This is a genomic window from Micromonospora sp. NPDC005173, assembly GCF_040608515.1.
Taxonomy (GTDB): Bacteria; Actinomycetota; Actinomycetes; order Mycobacteriales; family Micromonosporaceae; genus Micromonospora.
This window is the reverse complement of record NZ_JBEXIK010000051.1, coordinates 1-16577: the sequence shown is the minus strand read 5'-3', so window position 1 is coordinate 16577 and position 16577 is coordinate 1. Positions and strand designations below refer to the sequence as shown.

Below are 16577 nucleotides of genomic sequence, written 5' to 3'. Positions count from 1 at the left end.
CCCTGGCGGAACGGTCGGTGTCGGGGGCCCGGCCGGACCCCCGACACCGTGCCGGTCACTCCTGCCACTGGTGCGCCACGTCGAGCACGATCCGGCTGTGCCCGCCGGGGCCGGCCAGCACGAACGTGCGGAACGGCAGTCGGGCCCGTACGCCGACGGCGAAGGTGGTGTAGCCCTCGAAGCTGCCGCCGAAGACGACGTCGCGCAGCGTCGGGTAACGCAGCAGGTTCGCGGCGTGCTCACCGACCCGGTACGGCACGGTGCCCAGGTGGGCCTCGTCGTACGCCGGTGCCCGCAGCGAGACCCGCAGCAGGGCGCCTCCAGCCGTGTACGGCGACAGTGCCAGCCCCTCGCCCTCGGTCCACGTCTCGCCGTAGCCGACCGAGTAGCCGTTCACCGGGCCGGCGAACTCGAACACCACCCGGTCGTAGCAGTCGTGTCGGCCGGTCCGTACCTCGATCAGCGGGGAGCTGCTCAGCGCGCCGGCCGTCTTGTCCGCGCTGCCCCAGGTGATCCCGCAGTACGGCGATCCGGTCGCCGCCATGGTGGTGCTCGCCGTGGCGCCGCTGCCCGCGCCGGCGACCAGCCCGGCGAGCACGACCGCCAGCGCCGTCAGTGCGCTCCTGATCCTCATCGTGGTACCTCCGTCCGATGGTCGGGGGCCACGTCGCGGCGGCGATGCCGGTGACCCTCCGATGCGACCGTGCTCCGGTACCGGCACGGCCACTTCGCTGCGGCGTAACAGCCACGTAACAGCGGTCGATGGTGGCACCGTGGACGGTGCGGGTCAGTCGGTCACGGGCGGTCGGTGCAGGGTGCGCAGTGGCGAGCAGAACACCGGAAGCCAGGTCAGTCCGTTGGCGACCGCGCCGACCACCAGTGCCGTGCGGACGTCGACGTACTGGCCGAGCAGGCCGGCGGCCACCGCGCCGACGGTGAGCGCCCCGGTGAGCAGGAACCGGAAGGTGGCGTTCATCCGACCGAGCAGCGCGTCCGGAGTGCTGCCCTGGCGCAGGCTCACCCCGATGACGTTGCCGACTCCGGTCCGCCAGGCCAATGCCAGCCAGCCGAACGCGGCCAGCCAGAGCATCGGTCCGGTGTCGATCAGCGCGACCAGCCCGCCGAGCGGGGCGACCAGCAGACCGGGCAGCCAGAGCGCGCGACCGTGACCGATCCGCTCGGCGAGGGGGCGCGCGCTCAGCGCGCCGAGCAGGGCGCCGACCCCACCCGCGCCCAGGAAGAGGCCGAGGACGGCGGCACCCAGCCGCAGCTCGCGCAGGAAGACCACCGGCAGCATGATCGTGGTGAGCTGCATGGTCAGGTTGATGCTCGCGGTCGAGAGGGCGAGCGGGCGGAGCAGCGGGTTGCCGGCCACGTGCCGGACCCCGACGCTGAGCTGCCGGGCGAAGCCGCCCGCAGCCCGGGACGGGAGCCGGCGGGGTGCGTCGGTGCGGATCCGGGAGAGGATCGCCCCGGAGACCGCGAAGGCCACCGCGTCCAGCACGATCGCGACTGGCGCCGTGAGCGCCTGCACGACCAGCCCGCCGATGCCGCGCCCGGCGATCTGCATCGTCGCGTTGGTGCTCATCAGCAGGGAGTTCGCCGCCACCAGGCGGCTCCGGCCGACCAGTTCCGGCAGGTAGCTCTGCGCGGCGATGTCGGCGAAGACGGTGCCGACCCCGGTCAGCAGCACCACCAGGTAGAGCTGCGTGATGCTCAGCCAACCGGCCCACCACGCCACGGGCACGGACGCGACCAGCGCCGCCCGGGTCAGGTCCGCGGTGACCAGCACCGCACGGTGGGGCAACCGGTCGACCCAGACCCCGGCCGGCAGGCCGATCACCAGGAAGGCGGCCGTGCTCAGCGCGCCGAGCAGCCCCACCTGACCGGGAGTGGCCGCCAGCAGGGACACGGCGAGCACCGGCACGGCGAGCTGGCTGACGTGGAAGCCGATGCCGTCGACGAGGGCGGCGGCGTAGAGCAGCCGGAAGGAGCGGGGCCAGGGGCCGGCGCGGTGGTCGAGGGCGGTTGTGGTCGGGGCGGTGGTCATGCCGCCCACGGTGCCGGCCGCAGCGAGCGGGACCGATAGATTTGATCCTCGCCGAATCTGTCGGGGGGCACCAAATGATGCTGGTGGGGCTGGAAGCGCGGGATCTGGCGATGACCCGGTTCGCGGTGTCGTCACTGTGGGAGGTGATCGCCAGCGTCCAGGTCATCAAGCAGCCGCACCTGTTCCCGGAGCACCTGCCCTGGTCCGAGCGGGTCCGACCCCGCCTGGCCGGGCTGGACTGGCGGCTCCTCGCCGACCTGGTGCAGATACCGACACTGGTCATTCCGCCCTTCGTCTGCCCGCCCCCGACCACCTCGCAGCCCACCCTCGACGTGGAACTCGCCACTCTCGTCGCCAGCCCACCCGAGGCGGTGCGGGCAGGTCTCGACGCGCTGACCGGCCCCCGTTCGCCACGGCTGGCCGCGCTCCACACCGATCCGGTCGTCGAGCTGACCCGGCTGGCCGAGGTGATCCGGAGGTACGCCGACGTGGCCATCGCGCCCTACTGGCCCCGGATGCGCACCCTGCTGGAACGCGAGGTACTGCTCGGCGCGCAGCGAATGGCTACCGACGGGGTGCACGGCCTGCTCAACCACCTCGACCCGTACGTCCGACTGGAGGCCGACACGCTGCGGGTGGATCACATCGTCCTGGCCGGCTCGGTGCGACTCGACGGGCGGGGCCTGCTGCTCGTCCCGTCGATCTTCACCGGCCCCCGGGTCTGGTCCAACTTCGGCTCGCCGGGGCAGCCGGTGCTGCGCTATCCCGCTCGGGCGGTGGCGACCCTCTGGGAGCGGGATCCGGTCCCGCGCGGGCGGGGTCTGGCGCGGGTGCTGGGTCGAACGCGCGCCACGCTGCTGCACGAGTTGGCGGTGCCAACCTCGACCCTGGAGCTGGCCGATCGCTGCGGGCTCACGCAGGGCACCGTGTCGCAGCACCTCAGCGCGCTGCGCGACGCCGGCCTGGTGGGTGCCCACCGGGCGGGACGCTTCGTGCTCTACGCCCGTACGACCGCGGCCGAGACGCTGATCGCCGCCAGCGGCGCGGACGCCCCCTGACCCGCAGTGGCGTGACCGTCGTGTTCCTCGACCGGCCCGCCCTCAGTCACGGCGCTCGCGCGGAAGCGGTATGACGGTTCCGCTATGCCGTACATCGACCGCTGTCGCTTTAACATCGACCTGCATCGATGACCGGCGGCCGGTGGTCGCCGGACGACCGCAGGGGAGTGCGTGATGTTCCGACGACAACTGCTGCGTACGGCGCTGGCCGTGCTGGTGGCGACCCTGGCGGCAGCCGGGGTGCAGCTCACCACCGGCGCACCGGCTGCCGCCGTACGGACCGTCTACTACGACGCGAGCCGGACCGGCGAGTTCCGCACCAACTTCGACCAGGCGGCGCAGATCTGGAACAGCCGGGTCAGCACCGTCCGGCTCCAGCCCGGCACCCCGGCCAGCATCACCATCTACGTCGACGACGGCTGGCCCCGGGCGCAACCGACCGGCCTCGGCTCGGGCCGAATCTGGATGGGCCGCACGGCCGTCAACCAGGGCTACGACCGCAACCGGATCGCCGCCCACGAGCTCGGCCACATCCTGGGCCTGCCCGACCGGCGCACCGGCCTCTGCTCCGACCTGATGTCCGGCAGCAGCGCCCCGGTCTCCTGCCGCAACGCGAACCCCAGCACGGCTGAGGCGTCCCGGGTGAACTCGCTGTTCGCCGGCACCCTGGCCCCGCCGGCCAGCACGACGTACACCTGGAGTGGCGCTTCGGACATCGGGCCGACCGTGGTCGGCGGCCGGCCGGCCACCGAGAACTACCCGTTCATGGTGTACGTCTCCGGCTGCACCGGAACGCTGATCAAGGCCAACTGGGCGGTCACCGCCAAGCACTGCTCGACGCCGTCCTCGGTCCGGGTGGGCAGCGTCAACCGCACCAGCGGCGGGACCGTGGTCCGGGTGACCCGCGCGGTCAACCACCCGAGCGTCGACGTCAAGCTGCTGCAACTGGCCAGCTCGGTCAGCTACGCGCCGGCTCCGATCCCCACCACCTCCAGCGCGGTCGGCACCGCCACCCGGATCATCGGCTGGGGCCAGACCTGCGCTCGCCCGGGCTGCGGGTCTGCCCCGGCGGTGGCCAACGAGCTGGACACGTCCATCGTGGCCGACAGTCGGTGCTCCGGCATCAACGGCCCGTACGAGATCTGCACCAACAACACCTCCGGCGCCTGCTACGGCGACTCCGGTGGTCCGCAGGTGCGCCGGGTCAACGGGGCGTGGAACGTGATCGGCGCGACCAGCCGCGCCGGCAACAACAACTCCACCTGCGCGACCGGCCCGTCCATCTACGTGGACCTGCCGTCCATCCGGTCCTGGATCAACACTCAGGTCGGGGGGCTGCTCGTCTGACCAGTTCGGACACTTCGGGCGGAGGACGCGCGACACACGTCCTCCGCCCTGCGACGTCGGGTCACCCACGCGTCACGCGCTGCGGTACCGTGCCTGGCACATCGACCCATCCGAGGTGGACCCATGCCTGCCGTCGTCGCGCTCATGCTGACCCTCGCCCTGACGCCCACGCCGTCGCCCTCGGCCACCCCCGGCCCGGTCAGTGGACTCCTCGGTGGCGTCGGGAAGATCGTCGACGACCTGCTCGGCGGCAGCAGCACCCCGAGTTCGTCGCCGACGCCCAGACCCACGCCGAGCCCGCCGCCGGCCGCCGACCCGTCGGTCCCGGCGGTGCCCGCCCCGGCCCCCACGCCCGCCGGGTCGTCGGCCGGGTCCCGGCCACCCGGGGCACCCGACCGCACCTCCGGCGGTCGGGGCGACCGGGCGGCCGCGGTGCCGCTGCCGAACGGTGAGGGCGCCGCCCCGGTCGCCCCGCCGACGCTCGCCTCCCCGACCAGGGGCGGCTGGCCGCTGGTGCCCGCGTACTACTTCCTGGTCGCGGGTGTCCTCGTGGTGCTGGCGTTGATGCTCCTGCTTCGCCGCCGCACCGCTGGCACCCCGGCCGTCGCCAGCGCTTCGGCACCGGCCCTGACGCCGGCTCCCACGCTGGATCCCGGCCCGGTGCCGGACAACATCAGCCGGCTGCCGACCAACCTCAACGCCATCTACGAACTGGGCCGGCTGGACGAGCGGCTCGATCAGGATCGCGGCCGCCGACCCTGAGGGTGGTGGGGGCTCAGCGAGCCGGCCGGGCGCCCTCGCGCGGCGGGATCTCGTCGTGGTACGCCCCGATCGGCCCGCTGTAGTGAACCCCGCGCGGGTACGGCCAGGCGTTGGCCACGCATCCGTGTAACCCCAGCGTCTGCTGCTGCATCACCGGCGCCGGCCGGCCCCGCTCGGGGCACCGCTCGTGACCCCGGCCGAGCCGGTGCCCGACCTCGTGGTTGACCATGTACTGCCGGTAGCTGGCCAGGCCGGCGCCGTAGCCCGGCACCGCCTTGACCCAGCGTGCCACGTTGAGCACCACCCGGTCGCCGTTGCGGCAGGAGGTGTAGCCGTCCGGAACGTCCTGGCACAACGCGTCGCGGGTACCGGGGGTCGCCAGGTAGATGGTGAAGTCGACCGGTGCGCCGGCGCCGACGCGGCGCAGGCGCCAGGCCCCACCGGCCGTCCACCCGCGTGGGTCGTTCAGCGTCGCGGAGACCGACGCGGCGACGTCGGTGACCGGTAGGCCACGGATGTCGCGCTCCACGAGGACCCGGTACCGCAACAGCCGGCCGCTGTCGCCGCCCCCCGGCGTCGTCTCCGCAGGTGCCGCCGACCAGCGGTTGCCGCCGGTAGCGGGATAGCTGATCGCGACGGCCGGCGCGGGCGCGACACCGGCGCTCCCGGCGGCTCCCGCCGGTCGCCCGGTCGTGGCCTGTCCCGCCGCGGGCGGTTGCCCACCGTGGGTCGGGTCGGGCGTGGCAGGGCCGGCCGCGGGCCGCCCGGACGCCGGCAGGCCGCAGCCGGTGAGCAGCGCCACCAGCAGCGACGCCGCGCAGGCCTTGTGCCTCCGGCGGGTAGCCTTCGTCGACATGTCTCTCCCCTCGCGCGCCGGTCGGTGGCGCTGCGGGAGAGGAGACGGGTGACCTGGCCGAAAAGTTGATCTCTCGGAGACTCAACCTTTCGTGGCCCTCGCCCGTCCGTAACGGTGTGGCATGGGGGAGGGTTCGGCGTGGCGCGGGGTGACGCGGAGTTCGTCGAGTTCGCGCGGGCGGCGTCCGCGCGGCTGGTGCACGCCGCGTTCCTGATGACCGGCGACCACCACCAGGCCGAGGACGCCGCGCAGACCGCCCTGGTCCGCACCTACGCGTCGTGGTCCCGGGTCCGCGACGACGACGCCTACGGGTACGCCCGCCGCATCCTGGTCAACCACCTGGTGGACGGGTGGCGGCGCCCGATCCGGGAGTACCCGACCGACGAGGTCCCGGAGCAGCGGCGGGACGACGTGGCCGACGAGGTCGCCACCCGGCGCTGGTTGACCGCCGTCCTCGGCGCGCTCAGCCCCCGTGAGCGGGCCATCGTCGTGTTGCGCTACTACTTCGACCTTCCGGAGGCGCAGGTGGCCCGGGAACTCGCCATCTCGGTCGGCACGGTCAAGAGCACCAGCTCGCGGGCGCTGGAGAAACTGCGCGCCACCGGGCCGCAAGTGGCCGACAGTCAGGAGGCGTGCCGATGAGCGAGCTGGAGCGGCTCCGTCACGCCATGCGGGCGACCGAGCGCCCCGGAGCCACCCTCGACCTGTCCTCCGTCATGCGCGAGGGGCGGCGGTTGCGGATCCGTCGCCGGGTCGCCGGGGCCGGGGCGGCGACACTGGCGGTCGGGCTGGCCGCCGTCGTCGTGCTGGTGGTCGGCGTCCGACCGGGCGACCCGCCGACGGTCGAGCGTCCGCCGCCGGTCGCCGCCGTCCCCGCGCCGTCGGCCGGCGGTCCCTCGACGACGCGGAGCACGCCCTGGCCCACGCCGCCGACCGAGGCGGAGCGCACCGTGTCGCCGCTCGGCCAGGTCGTTGACAGCGGGATCCGGCACGGCGCCGACCAGCGGGTGTACTACCTCGTCCAGGTGTCGGTGCCCGGCCAGCCCGGGGTGGCCATCGGACTGGCCGCCGGCCGTCGTGCCCCGGACGGCAGGCTGACCACGGACCTGCTGGTCAACGACGTGGAGGGGGCCGACCGCAGTCCCGGGTTCCATCAGATCGGCTACGGCGAGCGAGGCTCGGCCGCGCCGGTGCCCACCTTCGGTTACTTCGTCGGCCCGGCCCAGCGGATCATTGGCACCGTGGACGGCCGGCAGGTCGCCGCCCGGCTGGCCAAATGGAGCAGAGACCAGAAGGTGGTGATCTTCTGGTTTGACCCGTCCGATCTGACTCCCGGGGATCGGCTGGACGGCATCGTGGCCCGAGATGGCAGCAACCGCCGGCTGTGACCCCGCTGCTCGGCGGGCGCGGGTGGCGGGCGGCTCAGGCCGGGTCGTCCAGCCGGCGTTCGATGGTGACCGTCGTCCCCTCGCCGGTGGAGACCAGCCGCACGTCGCCGTAGGCGTTCATCAGCAGCGCGCCCCGTCCCCGGTCCATCGCCGGCCGGCGATCCCGCCAGGTGCCGAAGTCGCGCACCGAGATCCGGACCAGGCCGGCGGCCACCTCGACCCCGACCCGCACCTCCGGCCGACTGGGCCGCTGCGCGTGCTCGACGGCGTTGTTCACCGCCTCAGAGGCGGCGACCAGCAGATCCTCCAGCACGTCCGGGTCGACGTCCAGGTCGGCCAGCACCAGCCGGACGTCGCGGCGCATCGCCGCAGCCGACGTGGCCGTGGAGGGGTACGTCCATCCGACGTCCACGGCATCACCGTCCGGCCCGTCCCGGTGGGCCGGAGCCATCCCCAGGGAGGCGTCGCCGACCGGTTCCGTGGCGGCGCCCCGGGCGTGGGTGTCGGCCGGGTCGCCCGCCATCCCGCCGCCCAGCTGAGTTGGCAAGGGTTCGGCCGGCCCGAGGGCCGCCGGAGCCGACACGACGGCGGTGGATCGCGTCGGCGTCGGTGTGGTGTCGACTGCCGGCCGGGTGTCGTCGGCGTCCGCCCGGCCCGCGTCGGTTGGTGGTGCCGTGCGAGCGCGCGCACCGCGGATGGCGGCCCGGACCCGGGCGATCAGCTCGGCCGCGGCGAAGGGCTTCACCAGGTAGTCGTCGGCGCCCAGGTTCAGGCCCGCCACGCTGGCCTCCCAGCCGGCCCGCGCGGAGAGCACCAGCACCGGCAGCGCCTGGGTCGCCGGGTCAGCGCGTAGCTGGCGGACCAGGTCGAAGCCGTCCAGCACCGGCATCATCACGTCGGTCAGGACCAGGTCCGGGGGCTCGCGGTGGATCGCGTCGAGGGCTTGCCGGCCGTCGGTGACGGCCCGGACCCGCCAGCCCTGGCCGGTGAGCAGCCGGCTCAGGTACGCCCGCATGTCGCTGTTGTCGTCGGCGACCAGGATCCGCGCACCGGTCAGCTCGTCCCCGGCCGGCCCGGACGCCAAAGCGGGCTCCGCATCGCTGCCCGCCGGATCGGCCAGCCAGGTCATCGCCTCGTGGACGGCGGCTCGGGCCGCGTCGCCCCGACCGTCGGGCGCTGGTCCGGGAACTGACGTGCGGCGTGCCGCCGACCAGGGCAGCGCAACGGTGAAGGTGCTGCCGAAGCCCACCCGGCTGGTCACCCGGACCTCGCCACCCTCCAGTCGGGCCAGCTCGTGCACCAGGGCCAGGCCGATGCCGGTGCCCTCGTGGCTGCGCGAGAGGGTGCCCCGCACCCGGTGGAAGCGCTCGAAGAGCCTCGGCAGCTCCGGCTCGGCGATGCCGATGCCGGTGTCCGTGACGCTGAGCCGCACCTCCTCGTCGTCGGCCTCCAGGCTCACCCGGATGCGACCGATGAACGTGTACTTCAGGGCGTTGGACATCAGGTTGGTGACGATGCGTTCCCAGTTGACCGGGTCCACCGTGACCGGTTGGCGCAGCGGCGGGCAGTCGACCTCCAGGGTCAGACCGGCCCGTTCGACAGCGGCCCGGAAGACACCGGCCAGCTCGGCGGTGAGGGCGGCGAGATCGATGACCCGGGCGTCGCTGCCGGCCCGCCCGGCCTCCAGGGCCGAGAAGGTGAGCAGGCTGTTGACCAGGGTCAACAGTCGGGTGGCGTTACGCCAGGCGGTCTCCACCCGCTCCCGCTGCACCGGTGCCAGTGGCGCGGCGCCGTCGGCGAGCGCGTCGGCCAGCGGCCCGAGCATGAGGGTCAGCGGGGTCCGGAACTCGTGACTGACGTTGGTGAAGAAGTCGGTCTTCGCCCGGTCCAGCTCGGCCAGCGTCTCGGCGCGGCGCCGCTCCTCCTCGTACGCCCGCGCGTTGCGCAGCGCCACCGAGACCTGCTGGGCCAGCAGTTGGTAGAAGGAGCGGTACGCCTCGTCCAGCCGGCGGCTGGGGCTGACGCCGACCAGGAGGACGCCGAGCGGCTGGGCCTCGTCGGCCGAGGGCAGCGGGAGCGCCAATGCGGTGCGGACCGGGTCGTCCCACGGGCCGGCCGGCAGCGCCAGCCGGTCGGCGACGGCGGTCACCTCGGTGGAGCGACCCGCGGCGGCGGCCGGCAGCCCCCAGGCGTGGGTGGTCGGGGCCGGGTCGGTCAGCTCGACGGCCGCCGGTAGGGCGCCCACCACGGCGGCGTGGCCCGGGCCGCCGCCCGCGCAGGCGGTCCGCCGCAGCACCGCACCGTCGCGCAGGTAGATAGCGGCGAACGGCACGTCCAGCGGGTGGCCGTCGATCGCGTCGATCAGCCGGGCGCAGGTGGCGTCCACGTCGACGGTGCGCCCGTCGCCGCGTACGGACAGGTCGCGCAGCAGTCGCAGTCGCCGTTCGCCGACCACCTGCTCGGTGACCTCGCTGCAGACGGTCAGCACGCCGGCCGTGCGGCCCTCATCGTCGCGGGCCGGGGCGTGCGAGACGCTGAAGTACGCCTCCTCGCGGTAGCCGGAGCGATCCAGCAGCAGCTGCAGGGCGGGGACCCAGCTGGCCACCCCGGTCGCCATGGCCTGCTGGATCAGCGGAGCGAGCACGTCCCAGCCCTCGGCCATGGTCACCCGTACGTCGTCGCCGAGGGCGGCCGGATGCTTGTCGCCGATCAGCGCGGAGTACGCGTCGTTGTAGAGCTGAGAGAAGCGGTCACCCCAGAGCAGCAGCATCGGGTAGCGGGAGGAGAGCACCAACCGCACCGCGGCCCGCAGGCTCTGCGGCCAGCCGGTCACCGGGCCGAGTGGGGTGCGGGACCAGTCCAGCTCCGCCATCAATCGGCCGGCTTCGCTGCCGCCGCCGAACAGGTCCGTGGTGGGTTGTGTCACGCTCGACCAGGTCCCATCGCCAGCCCCCGTTCCGGGCCCGACGACCCCTGCTGCTGTTATCCACCCATCCTGGCACCTCGCCTCACCTGTGCCGACGCCGGCACCCCGCCGTTGCGGCCGCCGGGCCGGCGTGCGCTCAGCGCACGGAGCGGTGGCGGTCAAACGGGATATTCCGGTCCCGCCGTGTCGTCCGACGGCCCACTGGGCAGTGCGGCGGATGTCGCCGAACCGGTGGGGGTTCCGGACGAACGACTGATGCCGAAGATATTGATATCTGTAAGTGTCTCGGTTATCTCTCCAACCCCCGAGGAGCCCCCATGAGAGGCAGAACGCTGAGCGCGGGAATCGCGCTCGCCGTGTTCACCGGGATGGCGGTGACGCTGGCCGCCCAGCCGGCGACCGCGTCACCCATCGCCGGTACGGCAGCGGCCCGGCCGATCGCCGCGCCCACCGCCGTCCTGGCGGCGCCGGACATCTCCATCACCAACGTCCAGGCGCACCTGACCCAGTTCGGCTCCATCGCCAGCAGTAACGGCGGCAACCGGCGGGCCGGCTCGGCCGGCTACACCGCCTCGGTCAACTACGTGAAGACCAGACTCCAGGCAGCCGGCTACACCGTCAGCGAGCAGTACTGCTCCAGCTGCACGTACCCCTCGAACAACCTGATCGCGGAGTGGCCCGGCGGCCCGGCCGACCAGGTGGTCATGTTCGGCGCCCACCTGGACGGCGTCTCGGCCGGCCCGGGCATCAACGACAACGCCACCGGCTCGGCCAGCCTGCTGGAGAACGCGCTGGTCCTGGCCGCGCAGAACCCGACCATGACGAAGAAGGTCCGGTTCGCCTGGTGGACCGACGAGGAGCAAGGGCTCAACGGCTCCCGGTTCTACGTCAACTCGCTCAACACCACCCAGCGGGGCTACATCAAGGGCTACTACAACTTCGACATGGTCGGCTCGACCAACGGTGGCTACTTCATCAACCGGGTCACCTCCACCACGGCGGCGCCGCTGAAGGCGTACTGGGACTCGCTGGGGCTGCAACCGGAGGAGAACGTCGAGGGTCAGGGCCGCTCCGACGACTACTACTTCCAGCAGGCCGGCATCCCCACCTCGGGCTACGCCGCGGGCGCCAGCGCCCGCAAGACCAGCGCCCAGGCGGCCAAGTGGGGCGGCACCGCCAACTCCGCCTACGACCCGTGCTACCACCGGGCCTGCGACACCACCGCCAACGTCAGCGCCACCGTGCTGAACCGGTCCGCGGACGGCGTCGCGTACGCGCTGTGGCAGCTCGCCGTGGGCGGGGGCACCCCGACCAACGACTTCTCCGTCGCGGTCAACCCCACCACGCGCACCGTGGCCCGGGGCGCCAGCACCACCGCCACGGTGGTCACCGCCACCACCGCTGGCTCCGCGCAGTCGGTCAGCCTCTCGGCCTCCGGCGCGCCCAGCGGGGTGAGCGTCTCCTTCAGCCCGTCCTCGGTGACCTCCGGCGGCTCGGCCACGATGACCCTGACCGCCTCAGCCAGCGCGGCGACCGGCACCTTCACCATCACGGTCACCGGCACCGGCTCGGTCACCCGCAGCGCCAGCCTCACGCTGACGGTGACCGGCACTGGTGGCTGCGCCGGCGGCCAGGTGATCGGCAACGGCGGCTTCGAGAGCGGCACCACGCCGTGGACCGCGTCCTCTGGCGTGATCACCAACTCCAGCAGCCAGCCGGCCCGGACCGGGTCGTACAAGGCGTGGCTCAACGGGTACGGCAGCACCCGTACCGAAACCCTGTCCCAGTCGGTGACCGTCCCGGCCGGCTGTGCCAGCTACGCGCTGTCGTTCTGGCTGCACATCGACACCGCCGAGACCACCGGCTCCACGGCGTACGACAGGCTCACCGTGCGGGTGGGCTCGACCACGCTGGCGACGTACTCGAACCTCAACGCCGCCACCGGGTACGTCCAGCGCACGTTCAACGTGGCCGCGTACGCCGGGCAGACGGTGACGCTGACGTTCACCGGCACCGAGGACTCCTCGTTGCAGACCAGCTTCGTGATCGACGACGTGACGTTGCAGGCGAGCTGACGCTCCGCGTACCCGAAGACGGGCCGCCGCCGGGAAGCCGGCGGCGGCCCGATCACGGCCGTGGTGTCGTACTCAGGGGAGCTGCGGGTAGAGCGCGGCCACCCCGCCGGCGAGCCCGGCCTGCACCTGCCGGCTGGTCTCGTCGGTCACGATCTCGTACGCGTCGGCCTCGATGCCGTCCACCCCGATCCGCGCGATCAGCGCCGGGTCGGACTTCGGGGCGGTGACCGCGGCGGCCATGTCGGTGTCCATGTAGCCGACGTGCAGGCCGGCGACCCGAACCCCCCGCTCGGCGAGCTGGACGCGCAGCGCGTTGGTCATCGACCACTCGGCCGACTTCGCGACGCTGTACGCCCCGACGCTCGGGAAGCTCACCCAGGACAGTGCGGAGAGCACGTTGAGGATCGTGCCGCCGCCGTTGCCCGCGATGATCGGGGCGAACGCCCGGACCATCGACAGGTTGCCGAAGTAGTGGGTCTCCAGCTCCAGCCGGACGAGGTCCAGGTCGCCTTCCAGCAGGTCGGTTCCGGTCTCGATACCGGCGTTGTTGATCAGCAGGTTCACGTCTCCGGCCAGCGCGGCGGCGGCGGCCACCGAGGCGGGGTCGGTGATGTCCAGCCGGACCGGCGTCACGCCGGGCAGGTCGACGCTGTCCGGGTTGCGGGCGCCGGCGTAGACGGTCGCGCCGCGGGAGAGGAGCTCGGCGGCCAGGTGCCGGCCGAAGCCGCGGTTGGCGCCGGTGACGAGGGCGGTGCTTCCAGCGATCTTCATGGGACTGCTCCAGGGGTCGCGCCCCGCTGTTCTGGCGGAACGGTGGGTGGTCAGGCTCGGCCGCCTTGTGGTCGACCCGACGGTATCTAGCTGACTTCGGTTAAGCAAAGTCAGCTATGTCACGGGCCGGCGCGGCCCGGATCGGGAATACGACTCGGACGCGGGCACGGCCCCGCCGGTGACGGCTCGTATCCTTTCCGCGAACCTCCGCATGAGCCGAAAAGGGGAGACGGTGTGAGCAACCAGGCCGAGACGTTGGAGTTCCAGGCCGAGGCGCGTCAGCTCCTCCAACTGGTGGTCCACTCGATCTATTCGAACAAGGACGTCTTCCTGCGGGAACTCATCTCGAACGCGTCCGACGCGCTGGACAAGCTGCGGCTGACGACGATGGTCGACAAGGACCTCACCGCCGACACCGACGACCTGCACGTCGCCATCGAGGTCGATCGGGACGCCCGCACCCTGACGGTGCGCGACAACGGCATCGGGATGACCCGCGACGAGGTGGTCGGGCTGATCGGCACGATCGCCAAGTCCGGCACCGCCGAGCTGCTGCGCCAGCTGCGCGAGTCCGCCGACGCCCGCGCCTCGCAGGACCTGATCGGCCAGTTCGGCGTCGGCTTCTACGCCGCGTTCATGGTCGCCGACAGGGTCACCCTGCTGACCCGCAAGGCCGGCGAGACCGGCGGCACCCGGTGGGAGTCCGCCGGCGAGGGCACGTACTCGATCGAGACGGTCGACGAGGCGCCGCAGGGCACCACGGTGACGCTGCACCTCAAGCCGGCCGACACCGAGGACAACCTGCACGACTACACCGCCGAGTGGACCATCCGGGAGATCGTGAAGCGGTACTCCGACTTCATCGCCTGGCCGATCCGGATGAGCGTCGAGCGGCCCGGCGCCGACGGCGCGGACGCCACCAGCGAGGTGCAGACCCTCAACTCGATGAAGGCGCTCTGGGCGCGGTCCCGCGACGAGGTCGACGCTGCCGAGTACCACGAGTTCTACAAGCACGTCAGCCACGACTGGGCCGACCCGCTCGAGGTCGTGCACATGAAGGGCGAGGGCACCTTCGAGTACGAGGCGCTGCTGTTCCTGCCCAGCCACGCCCCGCTGGACCTGTTCGCCCCGCAGGGTCGCCGCGGCGTCCAGCTCTACGTCAAGCGCGTGTTCATCATGGACGACTGCGAGGCGCTGGTCCCCACCTACCTGCGCTTCGTCAAGGGTGTGGTCGACGCGCACGACCTGTCGCTGAACATCTCCCGGGAGATCCTCCAGCAGGACCGGCAGATCCAGATCGTCCGCCGCCGGCTGGTCCGCAAGGTCCTCGCCACCGTCCGGGACCTCAAGGTCAACCACCCCGAGCGCTACCGCACCTTCTGGACCGAGTTCGGCGCGGTGGTCAAGGAAGGGCTGATCGACGACACTGACAACCGCGACACCCTGCTGGAGATCCTGTCGGTGGCCTCCACCCACGACCCGGCCGAGCCCACCGACCTGGCCGGCTACGTCGCACGGATGAAGGACGGCCAGAACGACATCTGGTACGCCACCGGCGACTCCCGGGCCACCATCGAGAACTCCCCGCACCTGGAGGCGTTCCGGGCCAAGGGCCACGAGGTGCTGCTGCTCACCGACCAGGTCGACGAGGTGTGGGTCGAGCGGGTCGGCGAGTACGACGGCCGCCCGCTGCGCTCGATCGCCAAGGGCGAGGTCGACCTGGACACCGACGAGGAGAAGCAGCAGGCCGAGGCCGAGCGCGAGCAGCAGCGACAGGAGTTCGCCGCGCTGCTCGACTGGCTGGGCACCACGCTGGCCGACAGCGTCCGGGAGGTCCGCCTGTCGTCCCGGCTGACCACCTCACCGGCCTGCGTCGTCGGCGACGCGCACGATCTCACCCCGACCCTGGAGAAGATGTACCGGGCCATGGGACACGAGATCCCGTCCACGAAGCGGATCTTGGAGATCAATCCCGGTCACGCACTGGTCGCGGGGCTGCGCAAGGCGCACGAGCAGGGCGGCGACTCCGCTGCTCTGACCGAGACCGCCGAGTTGCTGTACGGCTTGGCGGTGCTCGCCGAGGGCGGCGAGCTGACCGACCCGGCCCGGTTCACCCGTGCGCTCGCCGACCGGCTGGCCCGCACCCTCTAGCAGGTAGACGCGACCGGCCGGCGGGCCGCCCGATCAACGGGCTCCGCCGGCCGGGCCGCACGGTGGCCACTACCCACGCTCCGCCACGTCGCTTGAACACCGACCTGGTCGGAAACGGTCCATGATGGTCACTGCACAGTCTCCGGTCGCCCGCAACCGCTGCGTGGACCGCCCCGCGTGCCCCGGTGAAGAAGTTCACAGGGGGTGGGCGATCGTCACCGACGGTGCCTAACGTCGGTCAGGTTCGCCGATGCGGACACCGCCACCGGTACGCCAAATCCTGCCGCCGGTCGGCCGGCCAGTCATCCAGGCAGGAGCGGGGGACCCAGGTTCCTCGGTGCACGTCACCTCGGGGTGAAGCCGCCACCGCGCGGCCGGGCTCCTCGGCCCGAACCCGACAGCTCACCTCGTCGGCGTGGAGGAAGCTCACATGACATCTGAATACACGCCCCGTCACCGACGGGTCACCACCCGCCGCGTCGCCGTCGGCACGCTGGCCGTCGGCGCGGTCACCGGGGCCGTCGCCCTTTTCGGGCCGGCAGCCCCGGCCCAGGCCGCGGTCAACTGGGACGCGATCGCCCAGTGCGAGTCCAGCGGCAACTGGCACATCAACACCGGCAACGGCTACTACGGCGGGTTGCAGTTCTCGCAGAGCACCTGGGCCGGTTACGGCGGCAAGAAGTACGCCGCCCGCGCCGACCTGGCCAGCCGTGGTGAGCAGATCGCCGTCGCCGAGAAGGTGCTCGACGGGCAGGGCATCGGTGCCTGGCCGACCTGCGGCAAGAAGGGCGGCTCGTCGGGCGGCTCCGCCACGAAGTCGACCGGGAAGTCGTCGACGAAGACCACCAAGCCGCAGGAGCGGTCGTCGCGCGGCGAGCAGCCGGCGACCCGCAACCACCAGCGCACCGCGCCGACGACGGGCGGCGAGACGTACCTGGTCAAGCCGGGCGACACCCTGTCGGAGATCGCCCAGACCCACCGGGTGGCCGGCGGCTGGCAGGCCCTGTACGAGGGCAACCGGCAGCTGATCGGCGCCGACCCGGGTCTGATCTTCCCGGGTCAACGGCTCAGCCTCTGACGCACGACCCCGCGGGGGGGGGCGGCCGGGGGGGGGGGGGGGCCCCCCCCGGGGGGGGGGGGGGGGGGGCCCCGGGGGGGGGGGGGGGGGGGCGCGGGGGGGGGCCCCCCGGGGC

The 16577-nt window shown here is 72.7% G+C and carries 13 protein-coding genes and 1 riboswitch; of the genes, 8 read left to right on the top strand and 5 right to left on the bottom strand.

Annotated features, from left to right (window positions below):
• Window positions 1-55: 55 nt before the first annotated feature.
• Together ABZV00_RS32370 and ABZV00_RS32365 are read right to left on the bottom strand one after the other, a co-directional pair.
• Complete coding sequence (locus ABZV00_RS32370) at window positions 56-634, bottom strand: hypothetical protein (RefSeq protein WP_328417340.1); 579 nt, start codon at window positions 632-634, stop codon at window positions 56-58.
• A gap of 153 nt (window positions 635-787) precedes the next feature.
• Window positions 788-2050, bottom strand: a complete 1263-nt coding sequence (locus tag ABZV00_RS32365) for an MFS transporter (RefSeq protein ID WP_355613282.1) — start codon at window positions 2048-2050, stop codon at window positions 788-790.
• Window positions 2051-2160: 110 nt separating this feature from the next.
• Here ABZV00_RS32365 and ABZV00_RS32360 point away from each other — a divergent pair, with 110 nt between their 5' ends.
• The 3 genes from ABZV00_RS32360 to ABZV00_RS32350 all read left to right on the top strand — a co-directional run bounded on the left by ABZV00_RS32360 (window position 2161) and on the right by ABZV00_RS32350 (window position 5217).
• Window positions 2161-3108, top strand: coding sequence for a DUF5937 family protein (locus ABZV00_RS32360; protein ID WP_355613280.1), 948 nt, complete (start codon window positions 2161-2163; stop codon window positions 3106-3108).
• 174 nt (window positions 3109-3282) lie between these two features.
• Window positions 3283-4455 carry a snapalysin family zinc-dependent metalloprotease gene (locus ABZV00_RS32355; RefSeq protein WP_355613279.1) on the top strand — a complete coding sequence of 391 codons (1173 nt, stop codon included), beginning with the start codon at window positions 3283-3285 and terminating at the stop codon, window positions 4453-4455.
• 123 nt (window positions 4456-4578) lie between these two features.
• Window positions 4579-5217, top strand: coding sequence for a hypothetical protein (locus ABZV00_RS32350; protein ID WP_355613277.1), 639 nt, complete (start codon window positions 4579-4581; stop codon window positions 5215-5217).
• Window positions 5218-5230: 13 nt separating this feature from the next.
• On the opposite strand, the gene ABZV00_RS32345 is transcribed toward ABZV00_RS32350, so the two are convergent.
• Window positions 5231-6073: a DUF3152 domain-containing protein gene (locus ABZV00_RS32345; protein ID WP_355613275.1), complete on the bottom strand. Its 843-nt coding sequence runs from the start codon at window positions 6071-6073 to the stop codon at window positions 5231-5233.
• Between the two features lie 138 nt (window positions 6074-6211).
• Here ABZV00_RS32345 and ABZV00_RS32340 point away from each other — a divergent pair, with 138 nt between their 5' ends.
• Together ABZV00_RS32340 and ABZV00_RS32335 are read left to right on the top strand one after the other, a co-directional pair.
• Window positions 6212-6715 carry a SigE family RNA polymerase sigma factor gene (locus tag ABZV00_RS32340; RefSeq protein WP_355613273.1) on the top strand — a complete coding sequence of 168 codons (504 nt, stop codon included), beginning with the start codon at window positions 6212-6214 and terminating at the stop codon, window positions 6713-6715.
• Window positions 6712-7461, top strand: coding sequence for a hypothetical protein (locus tag ABZV00_RS32335; protein ID WP_355613271.1), 750 nt, complete (start codon window positions 6712-6714; stop codon window positions 7459-7461). The genes ABZV00_RS32340 and ABZV00_RS32335 overlap by 4 nt, the downstream gene beginning before the upstream one ends.
• A 34-nt stretch (window positions 7462-7495) precedes the next feature.
• Here ABZV00_RS32335 and ABZV00_RS32330 read toward each other — a convergent pair whose 3' ends face one another.
• A complete protein-coding gene (locus ABZV00_RS32330) occupies window positions 7496-10387 on the bottom strand; it encodes an ATP-binding protein (protein ID WP_355613269.1) in 2892 nt (963 codons plus the stop codon).
• A 317-nt stretch (window positions 10388-10704) separates the two neighbouring features.
• On the opposite strand from ABZV00_RS32330, the gene ABZV00_RS32325 reads away from it, so the two are divergent.
• Complete coding sequence (locus tag ABZV00_RS32325; RefSeq protein WP_355613267.1) at window positions 10705-12462, top strand: M28 family peptidase; 1758 nt, start codon at window positions 10705-10707, stop codon at window positions 12460-12462.
• Between the two features lie 72 nt (window positions 12463-12534).
• Here ABZV00_RS32325 and ABZV00_RS32320 read toward each other — a convergent pair whose 3' ends face one another.
• On the bottom strand, window positions 12535-13233 hold the full coding sequence (locus ABZV00_RS32320) for an SDR family oxidoreductase (RefSeq protein WP_355613265.1): 699 nt from the start codon (window positions 13231-13233) through the stop codon (window positions 12535-12537).
• 234 nt (window positions 13234-13467) lie between these two features.
• Here ABZV00_RS32320 and htpG point away from each other — a divergent pair, with 234 nt between their 5' ends.
• Both htpG and ABZV00_RS32310 read left to right on the top strand, forming a co-directional pair.
• On the top strand, window positions 13468-15384 hold the full coding sequence (htpG, locus tag ABZV00_RS32315; RefSeq protein ID WP_355613263.1) for a molecular chaperone HtpG: 1917 nt from the start codon (window positions 13468-13470) through the stop codon (window positions 15382-15384).
• Between the two features lie 261 nt (window positions 15385-15645).
• A riboswitch (cyclic di-AMP (ydaO/yuaA leader) is annotated at window positions 15646-15815 on the top strand.
• A complete protein-coding gene (locus tag ABZV00_RS32310) occupies window positions 15815-16462 on the top strand; it encodes a transglycosylase family protein (protein ID WP_355613261.1) in 648 nt (215 codons plus the stop codon). (Overlaps the previous riboswitch by 1 nt.)
• Window positions 16463-16577 lie beyond the last annotated feature (115 nt).